Origin of the sequence: Thioclava sp. ES.031 (assembly GCF_002563775.1) — a bacterium.
Classification (GTDB): domain Bacteria; phylum Pseudomonadota; class Alphaproteobacteria; order Rhodobacterales; family Rhodobacteraceae; genus Thioclava.
Map to the genome: position 1 here is coordinate 1 of NZ_PDJO01000001.1, position 11708 is coordinate 11708.

Here is an 11708-nt window from a genome sequence, read left to right on the forward strand (position 1 = left end):
CGAGCGCCCAAGCCGCCTGGCGCAGTGATTCCGCTGCCAGCTCGCTTCGGTCGGACCCGCGCAATACCTCATCTCGCGCCGATTCCAAAGCCCCGAATGCGCGCTGCATCGCAACCCTGTGCCGTTCGCGCGTCATTACGCCGGCGCCTTCGCCAAGCCCGGACAGACGTTCTTCGATCGCAGAGAGCAATTCGCCAAGCCCCGCCCCCGTTTTACCGGAGACGTTCAGCCCATCATGCGCAGCGATATCGGCTTTGCCATGCACCACCAGATCGCCCGGCTCCGGCGCGATCAGCGGGACTTCCTCGCCGTCGAGCAGGAAAACGCGCAGATCGGACTGACGCGCGCGGTCGAGCGCCCGTTCCACCCCGATCGCTTCCACGACATCGTCGGTTTCGCGCAGGCCAGCGGTGTCGAGCAACGTCACCGCCTGCCCGCCAATCTCCATCCGCACCTCGATGACGTCGCGCGTCGTTCCTGCGAATTCGGAAGTGATCGCCGCTTCTCGCCCCGCGAGCGCGTTAAGCAAGGTTGATTTCCCGGCATTGGGACGCCCGACAATCGCGACCTCGAACCCTTCGCGAATACGCTCCGCCGCGCCAAGCCGGCGCAATTCATCGCGAATTCCGGCGCTGACCGCGTCGATCAGCTCCAACACCTCGGGCGAGACATCGACCGGAACTTCCTCATCCGCGAAGTCGATCGTGGCTTCGATCAACGCCCCCGCCCGGATCAGCTTTGCGCGCCAATCCTCGACCAGAGCGCCAACCGCACCCGACAGAACCTTCAATGCCTGCTTGCGCTGCGCTTCGGTCTCCGCCTCGATCAGATCGGACAGCCCTTCGACCTGCGCCAGATCGAGCCGTTCGTTCTCCAACGCCCGCCGAGTAAATTCTCCCGGTTCCGCAAGCCGCAACCCATCGATCTGCCCAAGCGCGCGCAGAACGGCAGAAATCGTCGCAATCGCGCCGTGGATATGCAGTTCCGCGACCTCTTCACCGGTAAAGCTGGCGCCGCGCTCGAAACACAGCACCACCGCCTCGTCGAGCTCCTCACCCGCGAGCCGCAACCGCCGCAGACCGGCGACACGCGGTTCCGGCAGGGTCCCCGCCAAGTCTCGCGCCGCCTGCCACGCCAGCGGTCCTGAAATACGAATGACGGCCACGCCCGCTTTTCCGCGGGCCGTGGCCAGTGCATAGATCGTGTCCATAGCAATCCTCTTCCCTGCGGAAGATAGGACGGCCTCAGCCGTTCATCGAGTCGAAGAATTCCGAGTTCGTCTTGGTCTGCTTGAGCTTCGAAATCAGGAACTCGATCGCATCGGTCGTTCCCATCGGGTTCAGGATGCGGCGCAGAAGGTAAGTTTTCTGAAGATCCTTCTGATCGACGAGCAGATCCTCTTTCCGGGTGCCGGATTTGAGAATGTCCATCGCCGGGAAGACGCGCTTATCGGCAACCTTGCGGTCCAGCACGATTTCAGAGTTACCGGTGCCCTTGAATTCTTCGAAGATGACTTCGTCCATCCGCGAGCCGGTATCGATCAGCGCGGTCGCGATGATGGTCAGCGAGCCGCCCTCTTCGATGTTCCGCGCAGCCCCGAAGAAGCGCTTGGGGCGTTGCAGAGCGTTGGCGTCCACACCACCGGTCAGCACCTTGCCCGAGCTCGGAACAACGGTGTTGAAGGCGCGACCCAGACGGGTGATCGAGTCCAGCAAAATAACGACATCGCGCTTATGTTCGACCAGACGCTTGGCCTTTTCGATGACCATATCGGAGACCGCAACGTGGCGCGTCGCCGGTTCGTCGAAGGTCGAGGAGATCACCTCGCCCTTCACCGAGCGCTGCATGTCCGTAACTTCTTCCGGGCGTTCGTCGATCAGCAGGACGATGAGATAACATTCCGGGTGGTTGCGCTCGATCGACGTCGCGATGTTCTGCAGCAGAACCGTCTTACCGGTCCGCGGCGGCGCGACGATCAGCGAACGCTGGCCCTTCCCGATCGGGGCGACGAGGTCGATGATCCGGGCCGAGCGATCCTTGATCGTCGGATCCTCGATTTCCATCTTCAGACGCTCGTCGGGATAGAGCGGCGTGAGGTTGTCGAAAGCGACCTTGTGGCGCGCCCTCTCCGGTTCCTCGAAGTTGATCCGCTCAACCTTCGTTAACGCGAAATAGCGCTCGTTCTCACCAGGCGCACGGATCACGCCTTCGACGGTATCGCCGGTGCGCAGGCTGTGCTGGCGGATCATGTCTGGCGAAACGTAGATATCGTCGGGACCTGGCAGATAGTTCGCTTCGGTCGAGCGCAGGAAGCCGAAGCCGTCCTGCAACACTTCCAGCACGCCATCGCCGCCGATGACCCAGTCATCCTCGGCATGTTCCTTCAGGATCGAGAACATCATCTCGCCCTTGCGCATCGTCGAGGCGTTTTCGATCTCCCACTCTTCGGCCAGCGCCAGAAGTTCCTTCGGGCTCTTGGCTTTCAAATCGGAGAGATTGAGGCGTTCATCACTCATCGGATCACCTGCAGCTGGCGCCTCACCAGAGCGGTGGGCGCGAAAATTCGTCGTGTCTCAGAAAAACCGGTCGACCAGGACGGCCGTGGCTTGATCCCGCAGATAAGCACAAAGAGTCGCTGAGTCAACGAAAGTCAGAATTTCACGATGACCGAGGCGACGATAACGATCATGAAGATGGTCGGGATCTCGTTCATCATCCGGTAGTAGCGCCCGCTGCGGTTCGCCCTGCCCTCTGCGAGCGCCTTGCGTTCCTTCGCGCACCACATGTGGAACCAGGTCATGCCGAGAACGGCGGCTGCCTTCGTCCACGGCCAGATGCTCGACCAGTCGACGATCCCCGGCGTGAAGACCAGCATCAGACCGAAGAGCCAGCTCGCGATCATCCCCGGGTTCATGATCGCCTTGAGAAGAAGCCGTTCCTGATGCCGGAACAGAAGCTCCTGGTCGCTATCGCGCTCCATGCCCGCCTTGTTCAGCCCCTCGACGTGGTAAACGTAAAGTCGCGGCAAATAGAACAGGGCTGCCATCCAGGTGATGATCGCCATCACATGCAGTGCTTTGATCCACAAATACCAAGTGCTCAGGAAATCGGTCATCTCGCCTCCGGCTGACAGCTGCCATCATCTTCAAAAAAGATTCTTTAAAGAAAAAGATGATGATGATGTAGGGCCTGTTGATGATGTGGATTAACACTTTATCAAGACTTTCTCCACAGGCGGAAAACATCCGGCGAGCACTAATCTTTTACTCGATACATGTTTCGTAAAATATTGATATCGCGTGATTCTTTTTTGGAGAGTCACAACGTCACCCTGTGGATAACCCTTGGGAGAAAATTGTGAAATCCCCGGCATGTCCCCAACGGCTCGAATCCGAATTCCACAGGTGGACAAGTTTCGCAAATCTGCCATGAAACGCGCCGATCCGGTGGAGTAATCCGCCGATCCGCGTTATGCCCAATTCGACCCCGAGACTTCTGCGCCCGCTTATCCACAAGTTCATGAACATCCTCCTCGCCTCCGCCTCAGAAATCCGCGCGCAGCTTTTGCGCAACGCCGGCCTGTCCGTGACCGTGACCCCTGCGCGCATCGATGAAGACATGATCCGCCGGAGTTTGGAGGCCGAAGAGGCGAAGCCGCGCGATGTGGCGGACCTGCTTGCCGAGATGAAGGCGGCGAAGCTCTCGGCGCGCCACCCCGGGGAATTGGTGATCGGCGCGGATCAGGTTCTCGAGCTCAAAGGCGCGGTTTTGTCGAAGCCGGAAACGCCGGAAGATGCGAAATCGCAGCTGCGCGCCCTCTCCGGCCAGACCCACAAACTTCTTTCCGCGATGGTCGCGATCCGGGATGGCGAGCCGCTTTGGCGGCATGTCGGCGAAGTGCGTCTCACGATGCACACGCTGTCGGAGCCGTTCATCGACGATTACGTCGCCCGCAACTGGGACAGCATCCGCTGGTCGGTCGGCAGCTACAAACTCGAGGAAGAAGGCGTCCGTCTTTTCTCCCGCGTCCAAGGCGACTATTTTGCCGTCCTGGGCCTTCCCCTGATCGAATTCCTGAACTGGCTGCACGCCCGAGGAGATTTCACGACATGACGGATCATCCGCGTATTCCCCTCGCCGGCGTCATCGGATCGCCGGTCGCGCATTCGCGCTCGCCGCTCCTGTTCCGGACCTGGCTTGCCGAATATGGAATCGACGGGTTCTACATTCCGATGGATGTGACGAGAGACGATTTGGAAACCGTGCTGCGGAGCCTGCCGAAAGCGGGGTTCGTCGGCACCAATGTCACCATCCCGCACAAGATCCGCGCGCTCGAGATCGCCGATGTCATTTCCGATCGCGCGGCACTGATCGGGGCTGCGAATACCTTGGTCTTCCGTCCTGACGGAAAGATTTACGCCGATAATACAGATGGTTACGGGTTCATTGCCAATCTGCGGCAGAATGCGCCGAACTGGGATCCCAAGTCCGGCCCGGCCGCAGTTCTGGGCGCTGGCGGCGCTGCGCGTGCCATCGTCGCCTCGCTTCTTGAAAGTGGCGCGCCGGAAATTCGTATCTCGAACCGCACCCGTGCGCGCGCAGATGCGCTGCGTCAGGAATTCGGCGCGCGTCTCGTCGTTTACGATTGGGTGCAGGCGGGCAATATGCTCGAAGATGCCGCGACCGTCGTGAACACGACCTCGCTCGGCATGGTCGGCAAATCGGAATTCCGCGTTCCGCTCGATGCGTTGCGGCCAAGCGCGACCTGCTGCGATCTCGTCTACACACCTCTTAAGACGAAATTCCTCGCCGAGGCTGAAGATGTGGGATGCACCGTGGTCGATGGCCTCGGAATGCTTCTGCATCAAGCCGTCCCCGGGTTCGAGCGCTGGTTCGGTCAGCGCCCGGAGGTGACCGAAACTGTCCGCAACGCGGTGCTCGGGGCATGAGCAATCCTTTCCTGCTCGGGCTGACCGGCTCCATCGGGATGGGAAAATCCACGACGGCTGCGATGTTTGCCGAAGCGGGAATTCCCGTGTGGGATGCCGATCGGACGGTGCACGATCTCTACGCCAAGGGTGGAGAGGCCGTTGCGCCGATTGCCGCGGCCTTTCCGTCTGCGGTCAAGGATGGAGCGGTGGACCGGGCCGAGCTGAAAAAGCTGCTCGCCAGCGATAAAAAGGCTCTAACCCGCCTTGAATCGATCGTTCATCCGCTCACCACGGCCTCGCGAAGCGACTTCATCGCCGCGCATCCGGAGGCGGATCTGATCCTCCTCGATATTCCGCTTTTGTTCGAGACCGGGGCCGATGCCGCCTGCGATGCAACGCTCGTGGTCACCGCCCCGGCAGAGGTTCAGCGCGCGCGTGTTCTCGAACGGCCTGACATGACCGAGGCTCAGCTCGATTTCATTCTGTCGCGCCAGATGCCGGATGCGGAGAAACGACGTCGCGCAACCTTCGTCATCGAAACCCTCGATCTTGAGCAGACCCGCCAAGATGTGCGAAACCTGATTGCGAAGATCAGGGGTGAGCAAGATGCGTGAAATCGTTCTCGATACCGAAACCACGGGCTTCGAGCCGGGAGAAGGCGACCGGATCGTCGAGATCGGTGCGGTTGAGCTCTTCAACCACATGCCGACCGGTAACACCTATCACCAGTACATTAACCCTGAGCGGTCGATGCCGCAGGAAGCTTTTCAGGTGCACGGGCTGGGCGACGAATTCCTGTCGGACAAACCCAAATTCGCCCAGATCGGCCTCGAATTTCTGAATTTCATCGGCACGGACTCGGTCCTCGTGATCCACAATGCCAAGTTCGACATGAAATTCCTGAATGCCGAGCTTGGCTGGGCCGGAATGCCACTGATCCCGGACGATCGCGCGCTCGATACGCTGGCAATGGCGCGGCGGAGATTTCCGGGCTCGCCCGCGACGCTCGATGCGCTGTGCCGCCGTTTCAGCATCGACAACTCGTCGCGGACTCTGCACGGCGCGTTGCTCGATAGTGAGATTCTGGCCGAGGTCTATCTTGAGCTGATCGGTGGCCGGCAGCCGGGATTTGGGTTGCAACCCGTTGAAACGGGACAGAAACGTCAGGCGGGAGCCAATCAAGACTGGCGCCCGAAGCCTCGCCCCGAGCCCCTGCCCCCGCGCTTGACTGCCGAGGAGGCCGAGGCGCATGCTGCCTTCGTAGCCCAGCTCGGCGAAGCTGCGATCTGGAACCGCTACGACTGAAAACGTCGGGTTTTCTGACATAATACGCAAGTTTTCCATTTAACCGAGCGTCAACCTCCCTTAAATCGGGGGCTTCTTAGGGAGAGAGCGGGAGGACCGTCCATGCTGGACCTGACCGAAATGCGTGCCACGCTGGCCGAGACGTACGATCTTGCGCCATCCATTGAGCTGGCAGAGGAAATGCGGGACATCCATGCAAAGATGGATCGCGTTATCCCCTTGCCGGACTTCGCGCGCTACGCGCCCTACATCCGCGCGATCAATCGTCTGAAAAAAGAGAAAAACGCGGTTATCCTCGCGCATAACTACATGACGCCGGAAATCTATCACGGCGTAGCAGATGTTGTGGGTGACAGTCTGCAGCTCGCCATCGAGGCCACGAAGGTTCAGGCCGGGACGATCGTCCAATGTGGCGTGCACTTCATGGCCGAGACGTCGAAGATCCTGAACCCCGCCAAGACTGTCCTCATCCCTGATATGAAAGCCGGTTGTTCGCTGGCGGAGTCTATCACCGCCGACGGTATCGCGGAGATGCGCGCCAAATATCCCGGTGCGCCCGTTGTAAGCTACGTTAACACGACCGCCGAGGTGAAAGCGGCGTCCGATATCTGCTGCACCTCGTCCAACGCTGCGCAGATCGTGCGCGCGATGGAGAGCGACACGGTGATCATGACCCCGGACCAGTATCTCGCGCAGAACGTGGCGAACGAGGTCCCCGAGAAGAATGTCGTCTGGTGGGAGGGCTCGTGCATCGTCCACGAGCAGTATACTGCTAAGGATATCAATGACTTCCGCTCGATGCATCCCGACACAAGGATCATCGCGCACCCCGAATGCCCGCCCGACGTCGTCGCGGCGTCGGATTTCTCGGGCTCGACGTCGGGCATCATCAACTACGTCGAAACCAACAAGCCGAAAGAGGCGATGTTGGTCACGGAATGCTCGATGGCGTCCAACATCGCAGACGCCTTGCCGGAAGTAGATTTTGTGGGGCCCTGCAATATGTGCCCCTACATGAAGAAGATCACGCTCGAGAAAATCCTGTGGTCGCTGCATACCGGGACCGAGGAAGTGATCGTCGATCCGCAGATCGCCGAAAAGGCGCGCGTCGCGGTCGAGCGGATGATCGAGCTGTCCCGGACCCTCGCGAAGTGATCGAAACGCGACGGATCATCATCGTCGGCGCCGGTCTGGGGGCGCTTTATGCGGCGCTCAGCCTTGCGCCCCGCCCCGTTCTCATCATCTCGCCGGAGACTTTGGGCGAAGGCGCCTCCTCGGCCTGGGCCCAGGGAGGTGTCGCGGCCGCGATGTCGGTTGGCGATACGCCCGCCTCCCATGCGCGCGACACGATGATCGCCGGAGCAGGCACTGTTTCACCGCAAATCGCGCATTTGGTGACCGAAGAAGCGCGTCAGCACATCCTCGCATTGACCGAACTCGGCACGCCTTTCGACCGCGATCCGGAGGGCGATTATGTGATGTCGCGCGAGGCGGCGCATAGCCACGCGCGCGTCGTTCGGGTGAAGGGCGACCAGGCCGGGCGCGAGATCATGCAGACCCTCGTGGCCGCGGTCCGGCAGACCCCATCGGTTCAGGTTCTCGAGGGCGTTTTGGCGACGCATCTGGAGACGGAGGATGGGCGCGTCACCGGCGTCTGGATCGAGCGCGCAGTTGAACCCTCGGGGCCCGTGCTGATCAAAAGCCCGGCGGTCTTGCTGGCGGGCGGCGGCTCGGGAGGGCTGTTTGCCGTCACGACGAACCCGCCGCGCATTCGTGGGCAGGTGATCGGGATGGCGGCGCGCGCCGGGGCGCGGATCGCCGATCCGGAATTCGTGCAGTTCCATCCGACCGCGATCGCAAGTGGTGAAGACCCTGCCCCGCTTGCGACCGAAGCGCTGCGCGGTGAGGGCGCAACACTCGTTAACGCGGATGGCGAACGCTTCATGCTTTCGGTTCATCCAGATGCCGAGCTTGCGCCGCGCGACATCGTGGCCCGGGCGGTGTATCTGGAACGCAAAGCCGGTCGAGAGCCAGCTCTGGATACGCGCGCAGCCCTTGGGGCCGAGGTTCTAACGCGTTTCCCGGCCGTCGCCGAAGCTTGCGAAAGGGCTGGAATAGACCCTGTTTCCGGCGTGATTCCCGTTGCGCCCGCCGCGCATTACCACATGGGCGGGATCGATACTGATCTCGAAGGGCGCAGTTCTCTCGATCGGCTTTGGGTCTGTGGCGAGGCGTCGTCGACCGGGCTTCATGGGGCGAACCGTCTGGCTTCGAACGGATTGCTGGAGGCCTTGGTCTTCGCGCGAATTTGCGCTGTCGGGATCGCCGCGGAGCTTGGGGAGATTCCCGACGTCGAAACGGTTAACCCAGATTTCCCGCAAGGCGATGTCCCGGTGAATGAGCCAGCCGTTCAGGTCCTGCGAAAAGCGATGACCGACGGCGTCGGCGTCGTGCGCGATGCGGACGGTTTGAAAGCCGCGCTTCGCGTTATTTCGCAGATCGAAGCGGAGGCCCGCACGGAAACGATGCGGAACATGACCGCCACGGCCACGTTGATTGCTGCGGCGGCCCTTGCACGCGAAGAGAGCCGCGGGGGACATTTCCGCTCGGATTTCCCGGAGATGAACCCGAAGCTGGCGGAAAGAACGAAAATTACGCTGGAGGAGGCGCTGAAAATCCGCGCCGCAGCCTTGGAGGACTGACATGCTGCCCGATTTGCTGATCGAACCGATTGTCCGCGCCGCGCTGGTCGAAGACCTTTCGCCCATGGGCGACGCGACGACCAATGCGGTGATCCCGGCGGGCAAAACCTATTCCGCGCGGCTGAAAGCGCGCGAAAATGGCGTTGTTTCGGGAATGCAGGTCGCGGCGATGGCGTTCCGGCTGGTCGATCCGACGCTGCGCGTGTCGATCCTGATCGCCGATGGCAAACCGTGCAAGGCTGGGGAGACCTTGCTGACGGTCGACGGATCGGCGGCCTCGATTCTGATGGCGGAGCGTGTTGCGTTGAATTTCGCGGGCCGTCTGAGCGGGATCGCCACGAAAACCGCGGGTTTTGTCGCGAAAACCGAAGGCACCAAGGCGCGTATCACCTGTACGCGGAAGACCACGCCGGGGCTGCGTGTTCTGGAGAAGGCCGCAGTGACCCATGGTGGCGGTTTTAACCATCGTTACGGCCTGTCCGACGCGATCCTGATCAAGGACAACCATATCGCGGCGGCTGGTGGCGTGCGCGCGGTGCTCGAAGCGGCGAAAGCGGCGCGCAGCCACATGATGCGGATCGAGCTGGAAGTCGACACGCTGCGCCAGATGGAAGAGGCGCTGAAGATCGGCGGGGCCGATGTCATTCTACTCGACAATATGGACAGCGCGGAACTGCGCGCGGCCGTGGCGCTGAATGCGGGCCGCGTGGTTCTGGAAGCCTCGGGAAACATGACGCTCGAGCGGATCGCCGAAGTGGCGGCGACCGGTGTGGATTACATCTCCTCCGGTGCGCTCACCCATTCGGCCCGGACGCTCGATCTGGGCCTCGATTTCTGAGAATTCAGCCGAGATAGTCTCTGAATTCGGCGCGCACGGCCTCATAGACCGAGCGTTTGAAGGGCACGATATTCTCGACCAGCTCGTCGAAGGGCATCCACTGCCAGACCGAGAATTCGGGATGGTCGGTCTCGATCTGCACCTGATCGTCGGAGCCGAGGAAGCGCATCAGGAACCATTTCTGCTCCTGCCCACGCCACCGACCGTTCCAGATTTTTGGCACAAGATCATTCGGCAGGTCGTAGCGCACCCAATCGGAGGTTTTGGCGACGATTTCGACGAGATCGGGGTTCACCCCGGTCTCTTCTTCCAGCTCGCGTAGGGCTGCTTCTTTCGGCTTCTCACCCTTGTCGATCCCGCCTTGCGGCATCTGCCACGCCGGGCCGGGATTGTCGATGCGCTGGCCTGCGAACACGAGGCCAGCGGGGTTCATCAACACGACGCCGACATTGCGGCGGTAAGGAAGTTTAACGATCTCTTCGGGGGTCATATGAAAAAGGGGCCCGAAGGCCCCTTCCCTCAATTCTGCTGCGTGTCGGATTTGCCATCGTCGCTGGGCGCTTCGGCCTTCTGCGTCGAGGCGGTGTCAGCCGTCGTCTCGGGGGCGATGGCCGAGAGGCCTTTGATCAGGTCGATTGCGTAGGACATCTGGAAATCTTCCATCCGGCGCTTCGCGGCCTCTTCGGCTTTCGCGCGCTCGTCCTCGGCCTGCTGCTTCTCGTCCTCGGTCATCGAGTCGTTGGTGATCGCACCCTTCAGATCGGCCTCGGAGGTCATCTTGCGGGCGTTATCGCCTTCGGCGGCCTTATCCTCGGATTTCGGCTGATCGGGCTGCGGCACGACCACGTCGGGGGCGATGCCCAGCGACTGGATCGAGCGGCCCGACGGCGTGTAGTAGCGCGCGGTGGTCAGACGCATCGCGCCCTCGCCCTGGATCGGCATGACCGTCTGGACCGAGCCTTTACCGAAGCTCTTGGTGCCGACGACGATCGCGCGGTGATGATCCTGCAGCGCACCGGTAACGATTTCCGACGCCGAGGCCGAACCACCGTTGATGAGCACGACGATCGGCTTGCCGTCCGCCATGTCGCCTGCGGTCGCGTTGAAGCGCTCGCTATCCTGCGGGTTCCGGCCGCGAGTGGAGACGATCTCGCCCTTGTCGAGGAACGCATCCGCCGTCTTGATCGCCTGCGTCAGCAGACCGCCGGGGTTGTTGCGCAGATCGACGATGAAACCATCGACCTTGTCCATGCCGCCGACTTCTTTCACCTGCTCCTTGATCGAGGATTCGAGGTTCGGGAAGGTCTGGTCGTTGAACGTGGTGATGCGCAGGATGACGGTATCGCCGTCATGGCGGCCCTTCACGGCGGTCAGCTTGATCGTGTCGCGGGTCAGCGTGACGTCGAACGGATCCTGCTCGCCTTCGCGCACGATGGTCACGGTGATGTCCGAACCGACCGGCCCGCGCATCTTGTCCACCGCCTGATCGAGCGGGATACCCATCAGGGACTCGCCATCGACCGCGGTGATGAAATCGCCGGACTTGATGCCAGCCTCGGCCGCGGGCGTGCCGTCCATCGGCGAGACGACTTTCACGAAGCCGTCTTCCTGCGTGACCTCGATGCCGAGACCGCCGAAGGAGCCGCGCGTCTGGACGCGCATGTCGCTGTAATCGGAGGGCGGCAGGTAGCTGGAATGCGGATCGAGCGAGCTGAGCATGCCGTTGATCGCGGCTTCGATCAGCTTCTTGCTGTCCACCGGCTCAACGTAGTCCTGGCGGATTTTCTCGAAAATGTCGCCGAACAGGTCCAGCTGCTGGTAGACGGTCTCGTTGCGTTTCGTTTCTTCGGCCATCAGCGGCGCCGCGACTTGCGTGGACAAAAGCGCCCCCGCGAGCGTGCCGCCAACCGCTGCCATCATGAACTTTTTCAT

General features: G+C 61.5%; 12 protein-coding genes. 7 read left to right on the forward strand and 5 right to left on the reverse strand.

Going from position 1 to position 11708, the window contains the following annotated elements:
* The 3 genes from mnmE to AXZ77_RS00015 form a co-directional block, all read right to left on the reverse strand.
* Nucleotides 1-1210, reverse strand: a 1210-nt coding sequence (gene mnmE, locus AXZ77_RS00005) for a tRNA uridine-5-carboxymethylaminomethyl(34) synthesis GTPase MnmE (protein WP_098409482.1), incomplete at its 3' end; no start/stop codon positions are given.
* Nucleotides 1211-1244: 34 nt separating this feature from the next.
* A complete protein-coding gene (rho, locus tag AXZ77_RS00010; RefSeq protein ID WP_075776732.1) occupies nucleotides 1245-2516 on the reverse strand; it encodes a transcription termination factor Rho in 1272 nt (423 codons plus the stop codon).
* Nucleotides 2517-2650: 134 nt separating this feature from the next.
* The gene (locus AXZ77_RS00015; protein WP_078541497.1) at nucleotides 2651-3115 is read right to left on the reverse strand and encodes a CopD family protein; all 465 of its coding nucleotides are present in this window, start codon (nucleotides 3113-3115) and stop codon (nucleotides 2651-2653) included.
* Between the two features lie 356 nt (nucleotides 3116-3471).
* Between AXZ77_RS00015 and AXZ77_RS00020 the strand changes: the two genes are divergently transcribed.
* From AXZ77_RS00020 to nadC, 7 genes are all read left to right on the forward strand, one after another.
* A complete protein-coding gene (locus AXZ77_RS00020) occupies nucleotides 3472-4113 on the forward strand; it encodes a nucleoside triphosphate pyrophosphatase (RefSeq protein ID WP_255266372.1) in 642 nt (213 codons plus the stop codon).
* Nucleotides 4110-4949, forward strand: coding sequence for a shikimate dehydrogenase (locus tag AXZ77_RS00025; RefSeq protein WP_098409484.1), 840 nt, complete (start codon nucleotides 4110-4112; stop codon nucleotides 4947-4949). Before AXZ77_RS00020 ends, AXZ77_RS00025 begins: the two co-directional genes overlap by 4 nt.
* Complete coding sequence (gene coaE / locus AXZ77_RS00030) at nucleotides 4946-5545, forward strand: dephospho-CoA kinase (protein ID WP_098409486.1); 600 nt, start codon at nucleotides 4946-4948, stop codon at nucleotides 5543-5545. The genes AXZ77_RS00025 and coaE overlap by 4 nt, the downstream gene beginning before the upstream one ends.
* Nucleotides 5538-6236 carry a DNA polymerase III subunit epsilon gene (dnaQ, locus tag AXZ77_RS00035; protein WP_098409487.1) on the forward strand — a complete coding sequence of 233 codons (699 nt, stop codon included), beginning with the start codon at nucleotides 5538-5540 and terminating at the stop codon, nucleotides 6234-6236. Before coaE ends, dnaQ begins: the two co-directional genes overlap by 8 nt.
* A 102-nt stretch (nucleotides 6237-6338) precedes the next feature.
* Complete coding sequence (gene nadA / locus AXZ77_RS00040; protein WP_098409488.1) at nucleotides 6339-7391, forward strand: quinolinate synthase NadA; 1053 nt, start codon at nucleotides 6339-6341, stop codon at nucleotides 7389-7391.
* Nucleotides 7388-8938 carry an L-aspartate oxidase gene (locus AXZ77_RS00045; RefSeq protein WP_098409489.1) on the forward strand — a complete coding sequence of 517 codons (1551 nt, stop codon included), beginning with the start codon at nucleotides 7388-7390 and terminating at the stop codon, nucleotides 8936-8938. Before nadA ends, AXZ77_RS00045 begins: the two co-directional genes overlap by 4 nt.
* 1 nt (nucleotide 8939) lies before the next feature.
* Entirely contained in the window at nucleotides 8940-9776 is an 837-nt protein-coding gene (gene nadC, locus AXZ77_RS00050) for a carboxylating nicotinate-nucleotide diphosphorylase (RefSeq protein ID WP_098409490.1), read from the forward strand.
* A 4-nt stretch (nucleotides 9777-9780) separates the two neighbouring features.
* Here the strand turns inward: nadC and AXZ77_RS00055 are convergent, their stop codons facing one another.
* The gene (locus tag AXZ77_RS00055; protein WP_098409491.1) at nucleotides 9781-10266 is read right to left on the reverse strand and encodes an RNA pyrophosphohydrolase; all 486 of its coding nucleotides are present in this window, start codon (nucleotides 10264-10266) and stop codon (nucleotides 9781-9783) included.
* Nucleotides 10267-10295: 29 nt separating this feature from the next.
* Nucleotides 10296-11708 (reverse strand): S41 family peptidase, encoded by a 1413-nt coding sequence (locus AXZ77_RS00060; RefSeq protein WP_098409493.1) that lies wholly within the window; start codon nucleotides 11706-11708, stop codon nucleotides 10296-10298.

What these genes read in the sequence shown, in the direction of transcription:
- rho (WP_075776732.1), bottom strand. Translation starts at nt 2,516, where the DNA reads ATGAGTGATGAACGCCTCAATCTCTCCGATTTGAAAGCCAAGAGCCCG.
- AXZ77_RS00015 (WP_078541497.1), bottom strand. Translation starts at nt 3,115, where the DNA reads ATGACCGATTTCCTGAGCACTTGGTATTTGTGGATCAAAGCACTGCAT.
- AXZ77_RS00020 (WP_255266372.1), top strand. Translation starts at nt 3,472, where the DNA reads ATGCCCAATTCGACCCCGAGACTTCTGCGCCCGCTTATCCACAAGTTC.
- AXZ77_RS00025 (WP_098409484.1), top strand. Translation starts at nt 4,110, where the DNA reads ATGACGGATCATCCGCGTATTCCCCTCGCCGGCGTCATCGGATCGCCG.
- coaE (WP_098409486.1), top strand. Translation starts at nt 4,946, where the DNA reads ATGAGCAATCCTTTCCTGCTCGGGCTGACCGGCTCCATCGGGATGGGA.
- dnaQ (WP_098409487.1), top strand. Translation starts at nt 5,538, where the DNA reads ATGCGTGAAATCGTTCTCGATACCGAAACCACGGGCTTCGAGCCGGGA.
- nadA (WP_098409488.1), top strand. Translation starts at nt 6,339, where the DNA reads ATGCTGGACCTGACCGAAATGCGTGCCACGCTGGCCGAGACGTACGAT.
- nadC (WP_098409490.1), top strand. Translation starts at nt 8,940, where the DNA reads ATGCTGCCCGATTTGCTGATCGAACCGATTGTCCGCGCCGCGCTGGTC.
- AXZ77_RS00055 (WP_098409491.1), bottom strand. Translation starts at nt 10,266, where the DNA reads ATGACCCCCGAAGAGATCGTTAAACTTCCTTACCGCCGCAATGTCGGC.
- AXZ77_RS00060 (WP_098409493.1), bottom strand. Translation starts at nt 11,708, where the DNA reads ATGAAAAAGTTCATGATGGCAGCGGTTGGCGGCACGCTCGCGGGGGCG.